At 71.9% G+C, this 20,434-nt stretch carries 16 protein-coding genes; 13 read left to right on the top strand and 3 right to left on the bottom strand.

Annotation, left to right across the window (positions count from 1 at the left end; all coding sequences use genetic code 11):
* Positions 1-115: 115 nt before the first annotated feature.
* Together AC0682_RS18875 and AC0682_RS18870 are read left to right on the top strand one after the other, a co-directional pair.
* On the top strand, positions 116-1,426 hold the full coding sequence (locus AC0682_RS18875; protein WP_478534067.1) for a glycosyltransferase family protein: 1,311 nt from the start codon (positions 116-118) through the stop codon (positions 1,424-1,426).
* Positions 1,423-3,558 (top strand): glycosyltransferase, encoded by a 2,136-nt coding sequence (locus AC0682_RS18870; RefSeq protein WP_478533996.1) that lies wholly within the window; start codon positions 1,423-1,425, stop codon positions 3,556-3,558. Before AC0682_RS18875 ends, AC0682_RS18870 begins: the two co-directional genes overlap by 4 nt.
* Positions 3,559-3,682: 124 nt before the next feature.
* On the opposite strand, the gene AC0682_RS18865 is transcribed toward AC0682_RS18870, so the two are convergent.
* Complete coding sequence (locus tag AC0682_RS18865) at positions 3,683-4,291, bottom strand: acyltransferase (RefSeq protein ID WP_478533995.1); 609 nt, start codon at positions 4,289-4,291, stop codon at positions 3,683-3,685.
* A gap of 305 nt (positions 4,292-4,596) precedes the next feature.
* Between AC0682_RS18865 and rplU the strand changes: the two genes are divergently transcribed.
* From rplU to AC0682_RS18835, 6 genes are all read left to right on the top strand, one after another.
* Entirely contained in the window at positions 4,597-4,917 is a 321-nt protein-coding gene (gene rplU / locus AC0682_RS18860) for a 50S ribosomal protein L21 (protein ID WP_042812502.1), read from the top strand.
* 14 nt (positions 4,918-4,931) lie between these two features.
* Positions 4,932-5,189, top strand: coding sequence for a 50S ribosomal protein L27 (gene rpmA / locus AC0682_RS18855; protein WP_015608479.1), 258 nt, complete (start codon positions 4,932-4,934; stop codon positions 5,187-5,189).
* 147 nt (positions 5,190-5,336) lie between these two features.
* Entirely contained in the window at positions 5,337-6,773 is a 1,437-nt protein-coding gene (obgE, locus tag AC0682_RS18850) for a GTPase ObgE (protein ID WP_478533993.1), read from the top strand.
* Positions 6,774-7,083: 310 nt separating this feature from the next.
* Positions 7,084-8,583 carry an SDR family NAD(P)-dependent oxidoreductase gene (locus AC0682_RS18845; RefSeq protein WP_478533992.1) on the top strand — a complete coding sequence of 500 codons (1,500 nt, stop codon included), beginning with the start codon at positions 7,084-7,086 and terminating at the stop codon, positions 8,581-8,583.
* Positions 8,584-8,824: 241 nt separating this feature from the next.
* Positions 8,825-10,963, top strand: a complete 2,139-nt coding sequence (locus tag AC0682_RS18840) for a hypothetical protein (RefSeq protein WP_478533991.1) — start codon at positions 8,825-8,827, stop codon at positions 10,961-10,963.
* 184 nt (positions 10,964-11,147) lie between these two features.
* Positions 11,148-12,398, top strand: a complete 1,251-nt coding sequence (locus AC0682_RS18835) for a glycosyltransferase family 2 protein (RefSeq protein WP_478534065.1) — start codon at positions 11,148-11,150, stop codon at positions 12,396-12,398.
* Positions 12,399-12,502: 104 nt separating this feature from the next.
* Here AC0682_RS18835 and AC0682_RS18830 read toward each other — a convergent pair whose 3' ends face one another.
* Positions 12,503-13,855, bottom strand: coding sequence for a polysaccharide pyruvyl transferase family protein (locus tag AC0682_RS18830; RefSeq protein ID WP_478533990.1), 1,353 nt, complete (start codon positions 13,853-13,855; stop codon positions 12,503-12,505).
* Between the two features lie 281 nt (positions 13,856-14,136).
* Here AC0682_RS18830 and proB point away from each other — a divergent pair, with 281 nt between their 5' ends.
* From proB to AC0682_RS18805, 5 genes are all read left to right on the top strand, one after another.
* Complete coding sequence (gene proB / locus AC0682_RS18825; protein WP_254812575.1) at positions 14,137-15,255, top strand: glutamate 5-kinase; 1,119 nt, start codon at positions 14,137-14,139, stop codon at positions 15,253-15,255.
* Positions 15,256-15,382: 127 nt separating this feature from the next.
* On the top strand, positions 15,383-15,874 hold the full coding sequence (locus AC0682_RS18820; protein WP_254812576.1) for a hypothetical protein: 492 nt from the start codon (positions 15,383-15,385) through the stop codon (positions 15,872-15,874).
* Positions 15,875-16,016: 142 nt separating this feature from the next.
* Positions 16,017-17,300: a glutamate-5-semialdehyde dehydrogenase gene (locus AC0682_RS18815; RefSeq protein WP_478533988.1), complete on the top strand. Its 1,284-nt coding sequence runs from the start codon at positions 16,017-16,019 to the stop codon at positions 17,298-17,300.
* Positions 17,301-17,354: 54 nt separating this feature from the next.
* Complete coding sequence (locus AC0682_RS18810) at positions 17,355-17,912, top strand: SCO2584 family spore wall biosynthesis protein (RefSeq protein WP_254812578.1); 558 nt, start codon at positions 17,355-17,357, stop codon at positions 17,910-17,912.
* A 235-nt stretch (positions 17,913-18,147) separates the two neighbouring features.
* Positions 18,148-19,314 (top strand): SCO2583 family membrane protein, encoded by a 1,167-nt coding sequence (locus AC0682_RS18805; protein ID WP_254812579.1) that lies wholly within the window; start codon positions 18,148-18,150, stop codon positions 19,312-19,314.
* On the opposite strand, the gene AC0682_RS18800 is transcribed toward AC0682_RS18805, so the two are convergent.
* The gene (locus AC0682_RS18800) at positions 19,247-20,365 is read right to left on the bottom strand and encodes a M48 family metallopeptidase (RefSeq protein WP_254812580.1); all 1,119 of its coding nucleotides are present in this window, start codon (positions 20,363-20,365) and stop codon (positions 19,247-19,249) included. The genes AC0682_RS18805 and AC0682_RS18800 overlap by 68 nt on opposite strands.
* Positions 20,366-20,434 lie beyond the last annotated feature (69 nt).

Genomic DNA, 20,434 nt, shown 5'->3' with positions numbered 1-20,434 from the left:
CTGGCGGTGAGATTCACCGTGCTAGCGTTTTTGGGTGCCCAAAACCCCTGCTCCTCACCATGTGACGTATCTGGCCATCGGGTTTCCCCCGGCCGCGAAGAGCTGCGCCTATCGGATGCGGGAAACCGCCAACCAGTTCGTCTCACAGGGCTGGGACGTCACGGTGGTCACCATCGCCGACGCATCCTGGGAGCGGGACTTCGGCCTGGACCACACCCTCTCCGAGCGCGTCGACCCCCGCGTACGCGTCGTGAAGCTGCCGCTGGTGCGCGAGGACCTGGAGACCGACATCCGGACGTTCTCCGAGGAACGCGCGCTGCGGCCGACCCAGTGGGCCACCGCCTACCGGGAGAAGGGAATGGCGGACTTCCCCGAGCCGATCTACGGCGGCTGGAAGGCCGACCTCGAACGGGCCGTCGAGCGCATCCACCGGGAGAAGCCGGTCGACCTCGTCCTCGCGACCTGCGTGCCGTACGTGAACATGGCCGCGGCCCTCCATCTGTGGGAGACCCACCGGGTGCCGTACGCGATCGACTTCCGCGACGGCTGGTCCGTCGACGTCCTCGGCGACGGCGAGGCCTTCACCCCCGACTCGCCCTCCGGGGTCTGGGAGCGCGAGGTGCTGAGCCAGGCGCTCTCCCTCTGGCTCGTGAACGACCCGATCGCCGACTGGTACCGGCAGCGCCACCCCGACCTGGCCGCCCGCTTCCACGTCGTACGCAACGGGTACGACGAGGACAGCGTCCCCGCCCGGACGCGCACACCCGACCCGGCGGCCGGGCTGACCTTCGGGCACCTCGGGGTGGTGACCTCACCGCCGCGCATCCTCAAGGCCGTCCTCGACGGCTGGCGCACCGCCCGCGAGCGCGATCCTCTCGTCGCCCGCTCCCGCCTGGAGATCCGCGGCCAGATCGGCTCCGGCGCGGCCCGCGAGGCCAACGCCCACATGGAGATGATCCGCCAGGCGCAGGCCCGGGGGGAGGCGGTGAGCTTCGGCGGGGCCGCCCCCAAGGCCGAGGTGCCGGACATCTTCGCGAGCTGGGACGTCCTCCTCCTCATGATCATGGGAGGGAAGTACATGACCTCCGGCAAGGTCTACGAGTACGCCGCGACCGGCCTCCCGGTCATGTCCGCGCACGAGGTCGAGCACGACGCGAGCACCGTGATGACCGGCCACCCGCTGTGGACGGGAGCCTTCGGCTTCGACGAGGAAGCACTGGCCACGGCCTACTCGACGGCCGCGAAGCTCGCCGTCGAGGCGACCGACGAGGACCGGGCCGCCGCCCGGGCGCACGCCGCCCAGTACGCGCGGTCCGCCCAGCTGGGCCCCGCCGTCCGCCGGCTCGTCGGCCAGGTCGCCGGCACACCGGACGACCCCGGGGCGCAGGCCCCGGGCACCCACGAGGTGGAGGACCTCTCGGTATGACGCAGGTACTTCTGATCGCCGGAGCACCGCCGCAGGAAGCGGTCCTCAGGGCGTCGGTGGAGCAGTTCCGGGCGGCGGGCGCCACCGTCGAACTGGTGGGTCTCTTCGCCCCGGACGACATCGAGCCCGGCCTCGGCCTCGCCGCACTGCGCTCCCTGAAGGCGGCCGCGGCCGAACGCGGCAAGGCATTCGAGAAGCGCGTCGCCAAGCTCTCCGCCCCGCGCCGCGTCTGGGCCTCGGCCGAACGCGACCGGCAGGTCCGCCGCGCCGGGCGCCGGGCCCACGTCCTGGTCGCCCTGGACGCCTCCGCCGTCTACACGGTCTGGCGACTGGCCCAGGTCAACCGGAAGGCACACGCGGTCTTCGGTATCGCCCCCGCGCTCAAGGCGGTCGAGGAACGCCGCGCCCGTCCCCTCCACCACGCCCTGCGGGATGCCGCCCGGACCGTGCCCACCCCCGTCACCGTCGGCCGCTCCACCCGGGGCGCCGCCCGGCGTGTCGTCGGCGGGGCGCTGCGCCGGGCCTCCTCCCCGGCCGTCATGCGCACCGCGCTCGGCGCCCGCTCCTGGCGCGGGGTGGTGGCCGCGCCCAGGGTGCCGGACCGGCTGCGGGCCAAGCTCGCCCGCCGCGTCAGCCTCAGCATGGCCAAGGGGGGCCGCAAGGCGGGCGCCGCCCTGGTGCTCGGCGACGCGGCCCGCCGCACCGCCGACGAGGCCCTGCGCGCGGCCCTGCTCGCGGAGGCTGCCCAGGCCGACCTGGCGCGCGGCCACGACGACCCGGCGCTGCGCCGGTCCGCGTACGAGGCGGCGCTCGCCCTCGCCGACCGGCGGCACGCCAAGGGCGACGCCAAGGGAGCGGCGGCCTCGCTCTCCTCGGCGCTCACCCTGGCCTTCCCCCGGGCTGTCCACTTCGACTCACTGTCCTCCCCGCTGGCCGACGACCCCGCCGGATACCTGGCCCCCTTCCGTGCGAGCACCGCCTTCCAGGCCCTGACCGCACCGCGCGGACGCACCGAGCCCACCGCCCCCGTACCGGCCGACCGGCCCCTGCGGCTGCTGGTCACCACGTACTCCAACGCCAACTTCCTCCAGCCGATCCGCGAGCGGTACGCCGACCACCCCGGCGTCGAGATCCGCTTCCTGGACCTGAAGGAGGACGAGACGCTGCGCCCGCTGGCCCGGGGCGGCCAGCGGATGACGGAGTACGCGCTCGGCGGCGCGCCCGCCCTCGGGGAGCAGGCCGAGGCGGCGCTCCGGCCGCATCTGGAGTGGGCGGACACGGTCTTCGTCGACTGGTGCACCAACGCCGCCGCCCTCTTCACCCTGGTCGACCCGGGCGCCACCAGGATCGTCGTACGGCTGCACAGCTACGAGGCGTTCACGCTCTGGCCGCATCTGGTCGCGTGGGACCGGGTCGACGACCTGGTCTTCGTCGGGGACCACCTGCGCGATCTGGCCGTCGCGTGCCTGCCGCCCCTGGGGGAGCCGGGCGGCCCGGCGCTGCACGTCATCGCCAACGCCATGGACCTGGGGCGGTTCCGGCGGGAGAAGACCGACCCCGAGGCGCGCTTCACCGTCGGCCTGATCGGCGCGGGCGTCGTCGCCAAGGACCCGCGCTGGGCCCTGGAGGTCCTGCGGCTGCTGCGGGAGCACGACGAGCGGTACCGCCTGGTCGTCATCGGGGACGGGCCGGACCGCGAGGCGAGCCCCGCGGCCCGCGCCTACGACGACCTGTTCCGCGAGGACCTGGCCGAGCTGGAGCCCACGGGGGCGGTCCGGATGCTGGGGCGTACCGAGGACGTGCCGGCCGCGCTCACCGGGGTCGGGGTGATCCTCAGCAGCTCGGTGCGTGAGAGCTTCCACTGCGGGCTCGTCGAGGGCGCCGTCAGCGGTGCGGTCCCGGTGGTCCGCGACTGGCCGTTCTTCGCGGGCAGGGAGCACAGCGCCCGGACCCTCTTCCCCGCCGACTGGGTGGTCGCCACCCCGAGGGAGGCCGCCGACCGCGCTCTCGCGCTGACGGCGACCGAGGAGAAATGGCGCAAGGCGGCGGCCGACGCGGCAGAGCACGCGCTGACGACCTGGGACTGGCCGGTGATCGCCCCCGGCTTCGACCGACTGCTGCTGGAGGGCTGACCACCCGTCGTACGGGGGCCGACCGCTCCCCGGACGACGGCTGCCCGCTCCGGTGTGCGGGGACCGAGCGCGCCCTCCCCGTACACCGGCCGGACGTCCCGGCCCGCGGGGGCGCCGGGGTCCCTCAGGCCAGACCGAGCCGCTCTTCGAGGATCCCGTCCTCCTCCTCGTACACCGTCCCGTCCTGCGGGCACTCCCACACGCCCGGCTCACCCTCGCGCGCGGTCAGGCGCTCCCCGCTGCGGCCCACCCAGCCGATCCGCCGGGCCGGTACGCCGACGACCAGGGCGAAGTCGGGGACGTCCCGGGTCACCACCGCGCCCGCCGCGACCATGGCCCACCGGCCGATCCGGACCGGCGCCACACAGACGGACCGGGCCCCGAGCGAGGCGCCCTCCGCGACCCGGACGCCCACGGCCTCCCAGTCGCCGCCGCGCTTCTGCCTGCCCTCGGGGTCCACCGAGCGCGGGTTGCGGTCGTTGGTGAGGACCACCGCCGGTCCGACGAAGACGCCGTCGGCCAGCTCGGCGGGCTCGTAGACGAGGGCGTAGTTCTGCAGCTTGACGTTGTTCCCGATGCGGACGCCCGAGCCGACGTACGCGCCGCGGCCCACCACGCACCCCTCGCCGAGCTTCGCGCCCTCCCGGATCTGCGCCAGCTCCCAGACGCTGCTGCCCGCCCCGATCTCGGCGCTCTCGTCGACCTGGGCGGTGGGCTGGACCCTGTAGTTCACGTCGTACGCCTTTCACGGAAGCCGGAAGCCTGCCGGTCCCGGGCAGCATAGGGCGGGGGGCGGGCCCCGCGGTGGCGGTGCGGCCGGTGGCGCGACCCCGGTTTGACCCCCGGAACCCGTCCCCGTAACCTTGACCCCCGGTGTGTCTCCGTACGCACCTGCCCCTGAGCACATCCCTCCCGGTCCCGGTCGGTGTTCGCGCCGTCCGCCAGGAGAGGCCGCTCATCCTTCCGGATCGTCCCGGGCCCCGGCCCGTGCGAGCGGCTGGCATCAGGGGATCCGTTCCGAGCGAAAGAGAGATCCGCGTGTACGCCATCGTGCGCAGCGGTGGTCGCCAGCACAAGGTTGCTGTCGGCGACATCGTTGAGGTTGACAAGATTTCCACCGCCAAGGTTGGCGACACGGTCGAGCTCTCGACCCTGCTCGTTGTCGACGGCGACGCCGTGACCAGCGACCCGTGGGTCCTGGCCGGGATCAAGGTCCAGGCCGAGGTCGTGGACCACCACAAGGGCGCGAAGATCGACATCCTTCGCTACAAGAACAAGACCGGCTACCGCCGTCGCCAGGGTCACCGCCAGCAGTACACGGCGATCAAGGTCACCGGTATCCCCGCGGCTGCGAAGTAAGGGACTGAGAACACATGGCACACAAGAAGGGCGCATCGTCCACCCGGAACGGGCGCGATTCCAATGCTCAGCGGCTCGGCGTGAAGCGCTTCGGCGGCCAGGCCGTCAACGCCGGTGAGATCCTGGTCCGCCAGCGCGGCACCCACTTCCACCCGGGCACGGGCGTCGGCCGTGGCGGCGACGACACGCTGTTCGCGCTGACCGCCGGTGCGGTGGAGTTCGGTACCCACCGTGGCCGCAAGGTCGTGAACATCGTTCCGCTCGCCGTCTGAGTTCTTCCTCAGCGCGCGCAGAACGGCACACAGCACCTTCCGAGGGCGGATCTCAGCTTTCCCGGCGAACGGGGAAGCGGGTCCGCCCTCGGCGTGTTACGACAGAGACAATTCCGTATTTTTCTGCTGTACCTGGAGGCACCCACCATGACCACCTTCGTGGACCGCGTCGAGCTGCATGCCGCCGCGGGTAACGGAGGCCACGGCTGCGCCTCCGTACACCGGGAGAAGTTCAAGCCGCTCGGCGGCCCCGACGGGGGCAACGGCGGCCGGGGCGGCGACGTGATCCTCGTCGTCGAGCAGTCCGTGACCACGCTGCTGGACTACCACCACAGCCCCCACCGCAAGGCCACCAACGGCCAGCCCGGTGCCGGTGACAACCGCTCCGGCAAGGACGGCCAGGACCTGATCCTGCCCGTCCCCGACGGCACCGTCGTCCTCGACAAGGCCGGCAACGTCCTCGCGGACCTGGTCGGCCAGGGCACCACCTTCGTCGCCGGCCAGGGCGGCCGCGGCGGGCTCGGCAACGCGGCGCTGGCCTCCGCCCGCCGCAAGGCGCCCGGCTTCGCGCTGCTCGGTGAGCCGGGGGAGAGCCGGGACATCGTCCTGGAGCTCAAGACCGTCGCGGACGTGGCGCTCGTCGGCTACCCGAGTGCGGGCAAGTCCTCGCTGATCTCGGTGCTCTCCGCAGCCAAGCCGAAGATCGCGGACTACCCCTTCACCACGCTGGTGCCCAACCTCGGTGTCGTCACGGCGGGCTCGACCGTCTACACCATCGCGGACGTCCCCGGGCTGATCCCCGGCGCCAGCCAGGGCAAGGGACTCGGCCTGGAGTTCCTGCGCCATGTCGAGCGCTGCTCGGTGCTCGTGCACGTCCTGGACACCGCGACGCTGGAGTCCGACCGCGACCCGGTCTCCGACCTCGACATCATCGAGGAGGAGCTGCGCCAGTACGGCGGCCTGGAGGACCGGCCCCGCATCGTCGCGCTGAACAAGGTCGACATCCCCGACGGCCAGGACCTGGCCGACATGATCCGCCCCGACCTGGAGGCCCGTGGCTACCAGGTCTTCGAGGTCTCCGCGATCGCGCACAAGGGCCTCAAGGAGCTGAGCTTCGCGCTCGCCGGGATCATCGCGAAGGCGCGGGCCGCCAAGCCGCAGGAGGAGGCGACCCGGATCGTCATCCGCCCCAAGGCCGTCGACGACGCGGGCTTCACGGTCACCGCGGAGGGCGAGGACCTCTACCGCGTACGGGGCGAGAAGCCCGAGCGCTGGGTGCGCCAGACCGACTTCAACAACGACGAGGCCGTCGGCTACCTCGCGGACCGGCTCAACCGCCTCGGTGTCGAGGACGAACTGGTCAAGGCGGGCGCCCGGGCCGGTGACGGGGTCGCCATCGGCCCCGAGGAGAACGCGGTCGTCTTCGACTGGGAGCCGACCATGCAGGCCGGTGCCGAGATGCTGGGGCGCCGCGGTGAGGACCACCGCCTGGAGGCCCCGCGTCCGGCGGCCCAGCGCCGCCGGGAGCGCACTGCGGAGCGTGACGACGCACAGCAGGAGTACGACGAGTTCGACCCCTTCTAGAGGGTGCACGACCTCCAGGACCGGAAGGCCTGGCTCCGATCGGAGCCAGGCCTTCCGGTGGTTTCGGGGGCGGGTCAGGGCTGTTCGAGCGCCCGAATAGGGTTTTAGGGGGCGTGAGCGTGTGGAGATTATGAAAGTTATCCATCGGTTCGGTCTCCCGTGGAACCTCACGGGATCATTCAACATCCCTGGCCAGGCGATGAACTGCGGGTTTCCAGGGGGTGTGGCACGGGGGGTGTCCGCCTTGCGGGACGGTCACGGAGAGTGCGAGCATCGCGCTGTTCCACCCCCGTAGCGAAGTAGGTCGTCAGTGTCTCTGCCCCACGAAGCCAAGCTCCGGACCACAGCGGTCGTGCTCGCCGGCGGCACCGGGCAGCGGGTGGGGCTCTCGATCCCCAAGCAGCTACTGAAGATCGCGGGCAAGGCCGTCATAGAGCACACACTGACGATCTTTCAGAACGCCGAGGACATCGACGACATCATCGTGATGATGGCGCCGGGCTTCGTGCCGGACGTCGAGAAGATCGTCGTCAAGGCCCAGTTGACCAAGGTCACCCGGATCATCGAGGGCGGCAGCACCCGCAACGCGACCACCGAGCGCGCCATCGCGGCCGTCGGCGAGGGTCTCGCCGAGAACGAGGACCGCAACGTCCTCTTCCACGACGCTGTGCGCCCCCTGTTGTCACAGCGTGTCATCAGGGACTGTGTCGCCGCCCTCGACCGCTACCAGGCCGTCGACGTCGCCATCCCCTCCGCGGACACGATCATCGTGACCCGCACCCACGGCGAGGACGGCGAGTTCATCACCGAGGTCCCCGACCGCTCCCGGCTGCGCCGCGGCCAGACCCCGCAGGCGTTCAAGCTCTCCACGATCCGCAAGGCGTACAGAATCGCGGCGGGGGACCCCAACTTCCATGCCACGGACGACTGTTCGGTGGTCCTCAAGTACCTCCCCGACGTGCCGATCCATGTGGTCGCGGGCGACGAGTACAACATGAAGGTCACCCAGCCGGTCGACGTCTTCCTCACCGACAAGCTCTTCCAGCTCGCCTCCACCGCCGCCCCCCGCCAGGCCGACGAGGCCGCCTACCGGGAACTGCTCTCGGGCAAGACCGTCGTCGTCTTCGGCGGTTCGTACGGGATCGGTGCCGACCTCGCGGCGATGGCGGAGAGTTACGGGGCGAAGGTCTACGCGCTGGGCCGATCCACCACCGGCACCCATGTGGAGAACCGGGCCGACATCGACGGGGCGCTCGCCCGGGCGCACGCCGAGACCGGGCGCGTCGACTACGTCATCAACACCGCGGGTGTCCTGCGTATCGGCAAGCTGGCCGAGACGGACGACGCGATGATCCAGGAAGCGCTGAACGTCAACTATCTGGCCCCCGTCCAGATCGCGCGCGCCTCCTACCGGTACCTCGCCGAGACCCAGGGGCAGCTGCTGCTCTACACCTCCAGCAGCTACACCCGGGGCCGTGCCGAGTACAGCCTCTACTCCTCCACCAAGGCGGCGATGGTCAACCTGACCCAGGCGCTCGCCGACGAGTGGGCGGGGGAGGGCGTCCGGGTGAACTGCGTGAACCCGGAGCGGACCGCGACACCGATGCGCGCCAAGGCCTTCGGTCAGGAGCCGGAGGGCACACTGCTCTCCTCGGAGGCCGTGGCCCGCACCTCGCTCGACGTACTGCTCTCCGAGCTGACCGGGCACGTCATCGACGTACGGCAGCAGGACCCGACGGCGGAGGCATCCGCTTCGTCCGGGTTCGATCAGGCGCTGGCCTCCGCGCTGGACCGCCAGGGGGACGTGTAGTCATTCTCGGCACTGACGCGACAACGGGCCTCGGTCACCGCTCCCTGCGATGACCGAGGCCTTCTCCGTATACGCGCATCTTCATATTTTCCTCATTACATGAATCTTGTGACGTGAAACCAGCCGGCACCACCCTGGAGCAGGTTCTTCCATGATTTCGAAAGCCATTCGCCTCGTCCGTGTGGGCAGCAGGTCGGAATTGGCGGCAGCGTTGCTCATGGGGCTCGGATACCCCTGTGTCATGCTCGCCGCGCTCATTCCGAACGTGTGGCTCTTCGCGGCGGCGGCAGCCGTCACGTACCTCGCGGACCGGTATCTGCATCAGCGGGGCAGCTATGTGATCAACCGGCTCGGCCGGGTGCGAGCCGGGCTGTCCATGCGCTTCCTGCTGCGCCAGCTGATGATCATCCTGCTGCTCGCCCGGCTGGACCTCTCCGAGGGGCCGCTGTTCTACACGGCGGCCGCCTGCTTCCTGCTCTTCTTCGGGCTCCAGGTCCCGCACGGAGCCCTGACGACCCTGATCAGGCTGCGCCGCACGATGCCGGTCCTCACCCGCAACGTGGACCTGAACGCCGTACGCATCCCCGACGCCCCGCCGAGCGCGCTGCTGCGCCGCTCGGGCGAGAAGATGCTGCACCTCGACATCCCCGCGATGGCCGGCATCCTGATCGCCGCCGGGACCGGCGAGGACGCCGCCGCCTACGCCGGTGCCGCGCTCACCCTGCTGCTCGCCCTCCTCTACGTCGCGGCGCTCGCTCCCTACCTGCACCGCAGCCGGCAGGCGCCCCGTCCCGCCGCCGTGCTGAAGGCCGTCGACACCTGGCTGAGCGAGTACCAGCCGACCGTGGTGCTCTACTTCTCCGGCTCCGACGAGTCCGCCTACCAGGGCAACATGTGGCTGGAGACCATGGCCCGCATCGAGGGTCGACCACTGATCATCATGCGGGAACGCGGTCTGGTCCCGCAGCTGGCCGAGACCTCCGTCCCGGTGATCTGCGTCCCTGCGGGCACCCATCTGATGAACCTGGACCTCTCCACCGTCCGGGTCTGCCTGTATCCGGCCAACGTCGGCAAGAACATCCACATGCTGCGCGTGCCGACCATGAAGCACGTCTTCATCGGCCACGGTGACAGCGACAAGCTCGCCAGCGTCAACCCGTACTCCAAGGTCTACGACGAGGTCTGGACGGCCGGCCGGGCGGGCCGCGACCGCTACGCGCTGGCCGATGTGGGCGTCCGGGACGAGGACATCGTCGAGGTCGGCCGCCCGCAGCTGGAGCCCATCGAGAGCGGGACCGGCTCGCTCCGCAACCCCATCCCGACGGTGCTGTACGCCCCCACCTGGGAGGGCTGGGACGACCACCCCGGCAACACCTCGCTGCTGCTGGCGGGCGAGAACATCGTGCGCGGGCTGATCGACGCGGACGAGCCGGTCCGGATCGTCTACAAGCCGCATCCCTTCACCGGCATCCGCAACGCCAGGGCCAAGGCGGCCGACGCCCGGATCCGGGCCATGCTGGAGAAGGCCGCCGCCGAGCGCGCCGCCCAGCCCCGCTGGGTGCGGGAGGCCGAGCGGACGGCCGCAGACCGGAGCGCCGCCGAGGCCGAACTCGTCACCATCGGCGCCCGGCTGGCGGAGCTGGCCGTGGTGGGCCGCCCCGGCGCGGACGAGGCGGAGGAGTCGCGGGTCTCGCTCGCGGACCCCGCCCGCGAGGCGGAGACGGCCCGGCTGCGGGCCGAGTGGAACGACGCCTACTGGCGCTCCTGCGGCTGGTGGGAACACCGCACGGTGACGGGCCCGCAGCCCACGTTGTACGACTGCTTCAACGAGTCCGACGCCATGGTCTCGGACATCTCCAGTGTGGTCTCCGACTTCATCGCGAGCGGCAAGCCGTACGCGGTCACCGACTCCGCGGGGCTGGGCGCCGAGGAGTTCCGGCGGCAGAACACCGCCGTACGGGCCGCGGTCGTCCTGTCCAACGGTGCCGAGGAACTCGACGAACTGCTGGCCGCCGTCGCGGACCCGGCGGCCGACGCCCTGGCCGAGGCGCGCCGGGAGCTGAAGGCGTACCTCCTGGGCCCGGACGAGCCGACCTCCATGGAGCGGTTCGACGCCGCGGTGCGGGCGCTCGCCGCCAAGGCGGAGGCCCGCAACGCCGGGGTCGCCCAGCGGATCGGGGGCCAGGCCGTGGCTGTACCGGACCGGGAGGCGGACTCCAGCGGTGTCGGTACGGGCGAGCCGGAGGCGACGGCGGCGGCCGTCGCCGCGGAGGATCCGGACGCGGTGACCGTTCTCGGCGGCGAGGCGGAGGTGGCGGCGCCGACGGCGCTCGCTCCGGAAGCCGGGGTCGCCGCGCCGGAGGCCACGACGGCGCGCTGAGTCGGGCGGCCGATCCCGCCCAGGCGGGCAGTCGGTCGGGCTGTCCGGAAAGAGGCGCAACCCTGACGACGACCTGTACGTCTCCTTCCCGTGAGGGGATGTACGGGTCGTTCGGCGTGTTTGTGTGCAAAGAGTGCAGAGTCGAGTAATTCACCCCCCTTCGTGATCAAATCAGCGGGTGGATATGGCCGACATGCCCAGGACGAACCACGAGCCCGATGTCAGTGTGATCATCGGGGCGTATGAAGCGATGCCCTACCTGATCCGGTGTCTGGAGTCGCTGGACGCCCAGACGATCGGCCCCGCACGCATGGAGGTCGTCGCGGTCGACGACGGCTCCACGGACGGCACGGGCGAATACCTGGAGGAATTCGCCGCCCGTACGGCGATCCCCATGCGCGTCGTCCGGCAGGAGAATTCCGGCGGCCCCAGCGGCCCGCGCAACCTCGGTCTCGGACTGGCCCGGGGCCGGTACGTCTTCTTTCTCGACGCCGACGACTATTTCGGCGAAGAGGCCCTGGAGCGCATGGTCGCCATGGGCGACCGGGCGCGCACGGACGTTGTTCTCGGAAAGGTCGTCGGTGTCGACCGCGGTGCGCCCAAGTCGATGTGGGGCGAGACCGTCGAGCGCGCCGATCTCTTCGATTCCTCCATCAAATTCACCCTGAGCGCGCAGAAACTGTTCCGGCGCGACCTCCTCGTACGGCTCGGCATGAGCTTCGACGAGAAGCTGCGGACGGGCGAGGACGCCCTGTTCACCATGGAGGCCTATCTCCGCGGCAACGGGGTCTCCGTCGTCGCCGACCCCACCTGCTACTACCTGGTGGGCCGCAAGGACGGCAGACAGCTCACCAAGAGCGGCGGCTACGAGCTGCGGTTCGACTCGGCCAGGGCGCTCATGAAGCTCATCGCCGACCATGTCCCGCCGGGACCGCGGCGTGACACCCTGATGGTCCGGCCCTTCGTCATCACGCTGCTCCCGCAGTTCGGCCCCGCCCTGCTCGGGCAGAGCGAGGCCGTGCGGAAGCACAAGCTGGAGCTGGCGGCCCCGCTGATGCGGGCCTACTGGACGCCCGGGCTGGCCCGCCGACTCAAGGTCCAGGAGAGGTTGCGGCTGACCTGCGTCGCCCAGGGGCGGCTCGATCTCCTGCTGGACGTCCTGCGGTTCCTGAAGGACAAGGAGAAGCCGAAGGCGGTCCGCAAGGGCCTGCGGGGCCGCCTCCACCTCACCTACCCGCACTTCGGGGAAGGCGCGGGGCTGCCGGACGCGGCGTACGAGCTGACCGTGCCGGAGCGGATCGGCGGCGGCAGGCCCGTGGTGCCGGTGCCCCAGACCCCGACGATCTTCGTACGGCGCCTGATGCGCAAGGCCCGCCGGGCGGCCGGAGCGCTCCGGACCGCGCTGCGCGTCCCGCGGCGCGCGTACCGCAGCTGAACGAGAGGCGTTCGCGAGGTCTGCGGGTCTGCGGGTCTGCGGGTCTGCGTGGCCTGTGCCGGGCGGGGTGTTTCGTACGGCCTGCCGGTCGCGCCCCCGGGGGCCTACTCCTCCGGCCGCAGCAGCCTGCGGACCGGGCGGCCCACCACCCTGCGGGCCCGCCTGTAGAGGGTCGGGAGGGCTCCTGCGCCCCGGCCGATCGGGATCCGGACACCGGCAGGGGGCGTCCTCCCCGCGAGTTGGCCGCGCAGCTGCGCGTTCTGCGCCGCCAGCTCCTCCATGCGGCTCCGCAGCCAGCCGAACCGGCCGCTCAGCGCCTCGGGATCGGCGCCGATCCAGGGGCGGACGGCGGGCGGCAGCGCGACTTCGGCCAGCCGCGCGTCGAACGCGGCGCCCCCGTCGCCGTGCGTGAACGTGTTCTCCAGGCCGTTGCGCTCCAGGAACCCGATGAAGCGGAGGAAGCGCTCCTTGTGCCCGTTCACGAGACCGCCGAAGTCGGCCGCCTCGTACAGCTCGGCGGGATCGACGGTCCCGGGCACCTCGGAGATCCTGCGGTGCGGGATCTCGAAGTACCGGCACAGCTCCAGGGTCCGCGAGTCGCTGCACAGGACGGTGCTCGGGACACCGGCCAGCAGCGCCGCGATGTTGCCGTGGATGCGGGAGCCGAAGGAGAAGTCGAACGCGCGGAGTTCGTCGATCCAGGTGGCCGGGTCGATGTAGAGCCGCACCTTGTCCTCGCGGTACATCGGATGGGACGGATGCGTCGGCATCGAGGTCTGCGAGCCGTCGGGGTGCGAGGTCTCGCGCCAGTGCAGCAGCTCCGCCTCCAGCAGGTTCTGCCCGATGAACCGGAGGTGCGGATAGCGGCCGTGGGCCCGGCGGATGATCGCGTCGAGCCCGTGCGCGCGGACGGCGCTGTGCGAGCCGTTCACCGCGATACGGGACCCGGTGGTGAGCGACTCCACACGCTTGGCGAGTGTGAACGTCCCGCCGTTCAGGAACATCGAGGGACAGCCGATGACCTCGACGTCCCGGAACCCCAGGTCGGCCAGGTACCGCGCGGTGAACTCGCCCCGCACGCCGATGGAGGCGCTGCGGTCGAGGACCGCCGCGACGAACTGCCGGACCGTCGGCTCCATCGGCTCCAGCCGCTTCGCGTCGTACGCCAGCGAGGCCTGCGCCCCCACGCCCAGCACGATCACGGGGATCCGCAACCTCCTGATCAGCTGCGTCATCCGGGCCAGGGACCGTTCGAACGTCGGGCGGAAGGCGTTGGCCAGCGGGACGACGAAGACGTCGAACTCCTCGTTGATGCGCTCCGCCTCGGACGGGACCGCCCGGATCCCGTTGGAGAACACGTCCGTCCGGGGGGTCGTCAGGATCTTGTGCGCCGCGTCGCTGAAGATCAGGTTCCCGGTGTTCGTCGCGAAGACGTCCCGGTGGAGGGAGTCCTCCACGGAACCCGTATCGAACGGACTTTTGCCCGATCGCGGAAGTAAGCGGCGTTTCCGGGACGGTCCGGCGGTCCCGCGCACAGCGTAGCCCGGTGCCACACTGCTGGAGAGGGCGTCGTACCACCTGCGCTGAGACGGTCCGACGTCCCGCGGACGCCTCGCGTAGATTGTGGGCGCCGATGAGGACGACATGATGGGGACGGGCGTACGTGTCAGGGGCAAGCGAATTCGAAGGTGCACTGCGCACATCCTCCGACCGGGGTGACTTTGGACGGCGGGCGGAGGTGACCGGCGCCCGCAGGATCGTCGTCAAGGTCGGCTCCTCCTCGCTCACCACCGCCTCCGGCGGCCTCGACGCCGACCGGGTCGACGCCCTCGTCGACGTCCTGGCCAAGGTCAGGGACGGCGGCGAACGCGAGATCGTCCTCGTCTCCAGCGGAGCGATCGCCGCCGGGCTCGCCCCGCTCGGCCTGGTCCGCCGCCCCAAGGACCTCGCCCGCCAGCAGGCCGCCGCCAGCGTCGGCCAGGGCCTCCTGGTCGCCCGCTACACCGCCTCCTTCGCCCGCTACGGCGTCCGCGTCGGCCAGGTGCTCCTCACCGCCGACGACACCAGCCGCCGCGCCCACTACCGCAACGCCTTCAGCACCCTGGACCAGCTGCTGGAGATGGGCGCCGTCCCCGTCGTCAACGAGAACGACACCGTCGCCACCGACGAGATCCGCTTCGGCGACAACGACCGGCTCGCCGCGCTCGTCGCCCACCTCGTCCACGCCGACCTCCTCGTCCTCCTCTCCGACGTCGACGGCCTCTACGACGGACCGCCCGGCACCCCCGGCGCCTCCCGCATCGCCGAGGTCACCGGCCCCGGCGACCTCGCGGGCGTCACCATCGGCAGCGCCGGCAAGGCGGGCGTGGGCACCGGCGGCATGGTCACCAAGGTCGAGGCCGCCAACATCGCCACCGCCGCCGGGGTCCCCGTCGTCCTCACCTCCGCCAGCCGGGCCGCCGACGCGCTGGCGGGCCGCGACACCGGTACGTACTTCCACCGCACCGGCCGCCGCTCCGCCGACCGGCTGCTCTGGCTCGCCCACGCCTCCACCCCGCAGGGCGCGCTCACCCTGGACGACGGCGCCGTACGGGCCGTGGTGGAGCGCCGCACCTCACTGCTGCCCGCCGGGATCTGCGCCGTCGAGGGCGAGTTCAGCGCCGGCGACCCGGTGGAGCTGCGCGATGTGCGCGGCACCCCCGTCGCCCGGGGGCTCGTCAACTTCGACGCGAAGGAGATCCCCCAGCTGCTCGGCCGCTCCACCCGCGATCTCGCCCGTGAGCTGGGTCCCGCCTATGAGCGCGAGGTCGTACACAGGGACGATCTGGTCATCCTCGTGCCGCGCCTCACCCCCTGAAACGGCTGAAAGTCCCGCCATAGGGCAGGGACCTTTACCAAAACCGCCCCACGCCCGGCCGTTGACTGGTCCACTTTGTAGCGGGGAAACAGGGGACCGCACAGCAACACACCACAGGAGGCCGCCGGTGAGACGAGCGCGCCCGGGGGCGTCGCCCCGAGGCACGGGCAGCCGTGCCCTGACGAGCGTCGGAGCGGGCGCCGGTTTCGACCGGAACCCGCCCCTGGGAGGCACCGCCGAACAGGAGCCGGCGCCGGAGCGGCAGGAGGAGCGCCCGCAGTCGAAGCTCTGGCACATCACCCTCAGCGTTTCGGGGGCCGAGACACCGCTGAGGGAGGTCAGACGCGGTCTGGAACAGCTCGCGCACGACCATCCCTTCCTGCTGACCAGCCGGTACGCAGGCGACCACGCCGAGATCCGCTACTGGGAAGAGGCCCGCGACCTGCACGACGCCGCCGCGGTCGCCCTGCGGCTGTGGGGCGAGCACCGCTCAAGCGCCCAGCTCCCGCCGTGGAAGATCGTCGGCCTCGAGGTCATCGACCGCGAGACCTACCACCAGCGCATCGCCGAAGGGTACGGACCACCGCCCGCCGCGCCCGTCGGTGTCCACCCGTACTGACCCCGCGAGGCCCGGGGCCGGCTACAGGGGGCGCCGCCCTCGGGACCTGGACCGGTCCGGAGGGCGTCCGCTCCTCGGGTCGGCCGTCTCGCATCACGGGATACGTGCCGTATGCCCGCAGAGCGCGCATTACCCTGCGGGCATGACCACGCTCTCGCCCTACGACAACCTGTCCCCGGTCGCGCAGACCGCCTACCGGGCCCGCGCCGCCGCCGCGGATATCGCGCCACTTCCGCGCGCTGCCAAGGACGACGCGCTGCTGGCCATCGCGGACGCCCTCGAGGTGCGGACCGCCGAGATCGTCGAGGCCAACGCGCAGGACGTCGAGCGGGCCCGGGAGGCCGGCACGAGCGAGGGCATCATCGACCGGCTCACCCTCACCCCGGAGCGCATCCGGGCCATCGCCGCCGACGTACGGGACGTGGCCGCGCTGCCCGACCCGGTCGGTGAGGTGGTGCGCGGCTCGACCCTGCCCAACGGCATCGACCTCCGCCAGGTCCGCGTCCCCCTCGGCGTGGTCGGCATCATCTACGAGGCCCGCCCCAACGTCACCGTGGACGCCGCCGCCCTCTGCCTGAAGTCCGGCAACGCGGTCCTGCTGCGCGGCTCCTCCTCCGCGTACGCCTCCAACACCGCCCTGGTCCGCGTCCTGCGCGACGCCGTCGGCGGCTCGGGCCTCCCCGCCGACGCTGTGCAGCTCGTCCCGGGCGAGAGCCGCGACTCCGTCCGGGAGCTGATGCGGGCCCGCGGCCTGGTCGACGTCCTCATCCCGCGCGGCGGCGCCTCCCTGATCCGTACGGTCGTCGAGGAGTCCACGGTCCCCGTCATCGAGACCGGCACCGGCAACTGCCACGTCTACGTCGACGCCGAGACGGACCTGTCCATGGCGGTCGACATCCTGGTCAACTCCAAGGCCCAGCGCCCCAGCGTCTGCAACGCCGCCGAGACCCTGCTCGTCCACAAGGACGTCGCGGACGCCTTCCTGCCGCTCGCCCTGGACGCCCTGGCCGAGGCCGGGGTCACCGTCCACGGCGACGAGCACGTCCTCGTCCACGCCGAGGGGACCAAGGCCACCGTGGTCCCGGCGACGACCGAGGACTGGGAGACCGAGTACCTGTCGTACGACATCGCGGCGGCGGTCGTGGACTCCCTGGACGCCGCCGTCGCGCACATCCGCCTCTGGTCCTCCGGCCACACCGAGGCCATCGTGACCACGTCGCAGGCCGCCGCCCGCCGGTTCACCCAACTGGTCGACTCCACCACGGTCGCCGTCAACGCCTCGACGCGCTTCACCGACGGGGGGCAGTTCGGCTTCGGCGCGGAGATCGGCATCTCCACCCAGAAGCTGCACGCCCGGGGCCCGATGGGCCTGCCGGAGCTGACCTCGACGAAGTACATCGTCACCGGCGACGGTCACACCCGGTAGCCCGACTTTCCGGAGCACCTGCGCGGAGCCGTCCGGCACGGCTACGCTGAACCCGTGCCGGACGACGTGGGGGGCAAGCCGTTCCCGGACGGCTGGGAGCCCGACGACGACCGCGGGGGCGCGGACAAGGACTTCGCCTCCGTGGTGTTCGACGAGGACTTCGTCCGGGCCGCCGTCGTCCATGAGCCCACCGCCGTGGAGCGCCTGCTCGCCGCCGCGGAGGCCCGGGCGCAGGCGGACGCCGCCCGGGCCCGCCGCAGCCGCCGCCCCACGGACGGCGAGTACGGCTCCCACCGCCGCCCCCGGCCCCCGCACGACCCGCAGGACCTGGACTACGACCCCGACGGCCAGGACCGCTCCGGTCCCTACGGCCATGGCGGGTACCGGGGCGCCGCCCGCTGGCACCGCCCGGTTGCGTGGCTGCTCGCCCTGGTGATGGGCGTGGGCATGGTCGCCCTCGCCTTCTCCGCCGTCCACCGCACCGCCTCCGCGAACCGCGAGGACCAGGTGGTGCCGCCCGCCACCAGCGGGGTGGACCAGCCCGGTGCGATTCCACCGGCCGCCGTGGACCACCCCCGCCCCACGGTCTCCGCCACCCCCTCCACTCCCTGAGCCGCGCCCGCGCCGCGCGCCTCGGACCGGGGAGGCGGCCCGTCCGTCACCCGTACGGCGGTGACGGCGGCTGCCACTTCCCGCCGCTCTCCGCGTTTACGTCACCGCCGATCGACCTACTCTGAAGATGTGACCCCTCGCTTCCGGGGGGCTTCTCGCTGCCGGACGCCCGACGGCCGAAGCAGACCGTGGCGCACCGAGCAGACCGGTGCGGCGGAGATGCGGGAGAGACGTCATGACAGGCCGCTCAGAACCACCGAACGGCCCGCCCGAGAACCCCGAGGGCGGCGAGGACGAGTACCGCTCGCTCGTCTTCGACGAATCGTTCATCCGCAGTGCCCGCATGCAGGAGTTCTCGGCCCAGGAACGGATGGGCGAGCCCGCCCGCGCGGTGCGCACGCTCCCGGCACCGGTGGCCCCGTCGGGCCACGGCTCCCGCGCCGCCATCGTGCTGGTCGTCCTCATCGCCCTGGCCTTCGCCACGGCCGTCTACATCGGCTTCCGCAACCCCTACCCGCAGCCCGTCACCCGGCGGGCCGAACCGCTGCGCACCACCGTGGTCCCCCTCGCCCCACGCGGCGCCGTCCCCGCCGGATCACCCGAGCAGCTCTACCGGGCCGCTCCGCTCTCCGGCTTCCGGACCGGCGCGGCCGGCATCAACTTCCCCTCCGTGCGGCGTACGCAGAACTTCTCCGACAGCCAGATCACCACCGCCCTCGCCACCGTCAAGGACTACCTGGTGGAGTCCTCGCTCAACCCGGACGTCCTCACCGGCCAGGTCCGCCGCCCCGTCGAGCAGCTCCTCGACCCCGACCAGCGGGGCCAGTTCGAACGGTCCCTGAGCAACCCCGCCGACGACGGGCTCCACGCCGCCACCGGCTGGCTGGTGCGCTTCGACCCGGCCCAGGTGGAGCTGGCCGACCCCCAGGTCCGGGTCCAGGGCACCCTCACGTACGCGGAGGACGGCGCGGGCACCCTGGAGATCGTCTCGGACCACACCTTCACCTACGCCCTGCGCCCGGCGGGCGGCGCACCGAAGGAGGACGGCGCCTCCCTCTTCACCGTCCGGCGCGAGCTGCGCTTCCGCCTCGACCGGGAGGATCTGCGGCTGCACCGGCTGGAGCTGCGCACCGCCCACGTACAGGCCGGGCCGCAGTCCTGCTCGGCCGACGTGACGGGGTCGCTGCGCCCGCTCCTGGCGGGGGAGCGGGCCGACGCCCGGGGCCCCGCGGCCACCGACCCCTACGCCCCGGGCCGGCCCCGGGCGGCGCTCTGCGGGACCCTGGCACCCCTGGGCACCCCCACCCCCGCCGCCTCGGACGCCCCCGGCGGGACTACGCCTTCCGGGGCCCCTCCTCCGGGTTCTGCGGCCCTTCGGGACTACCGCCCCCGTCCGGCGTAGCGGAACCGCCCGGACCGCCCTTGGCCCCGCCGCCACCGGTGAACTTGTCGCGCAGCCTGCCGCCCAGGTCTCCGGCGCCCCCGGCGATGTCACCGACCAGCTTCATCAGCGGGTCCTTGCTCGTGCGCACCGTGTCGGCGTAGTGCGAGGCCGACTCCCGGAAGGAGTCCGACACCGAGGTGTCCTTGTCCTCGTCGCGCCGGGGGTAGTGGCCGTCCATGATCCGCTGGTAGTCGCGGGTCTCCGACCACTTCTTCAGCTCGGCCGCCCGCACCGTGGTGAAGGGGTGCGACCGGGGCAGCACGTTGAGGATCTTGAGGACCGAGTCCCGCAGATCCCCGCCCTTCTCGTACTCGTCGGCCTGGGCGAGGAAGGCGTCCACGTTCATCTCGTGGAGGTGGTTGCCCCCGGCGATCTTCATCAGACCGCGCATCGACGCCTGGATGTCCTGGCCCACCAGCAGCCCGGCCCGGTCGGCGGAGAGCTCCGACTTGCGGAACCACTCGCGCAGCGCCGTCACTATCGCCATGATCGCCACGTTGCCCAGCGGGATCCAGGCGACCTTCACGGCCAGATTGGTGAGGAAGAGCAGGATCGTCCGGTACACCGAGTGGCCGGAGAGGGCGTGGCCCACCTCGTGGCCGACCACAGCCCGCATCTCCTCCTCGTCGAGCAGTTCGACCAGGCCGGTGGTGACCACGATGATCGGCTCGTCCATCCCGATGCACATGGCGTTGGGCTGCGGGTCCTGCTTGACGTACATCGGCGGGACCTTCTCCAGATCCAGGATGTAGCAAGCGTCGCGCAGCATGTCGTTGAGGTGGGCGAACTGCGCCTCGCTCACCCGCACGGAGTCGGAGAGGAAGAGCAGCCGCAGGCTCCGCTCCGGGAGCAGCCCGCTGAGCGCCTTGAACACGGTGTCGAAACCGGTGAGCCTGCGCAGGGCCACCAGGGCCGAGCGGTCCGCCGGGTGCTCGTAGGCCCGGGACGAGATCCCCGGGAATCGCCTGCGCGCCCTGCTCGGCACGTTCTCGTGACTGGTGTCGGTCATGGATGGCCCCCTGTTCGTACGAGACGTTGCTCGCCCCCCGGACGATTCCCAGCGTAGGCGCTGGCGCTA

It is taken from the genome of Streptomyces sp. NPDC043746 (assembly GCF_056436485.1).
This window is presented reverse-complemented; position numbering and strand designations above follow the sequence as displayed.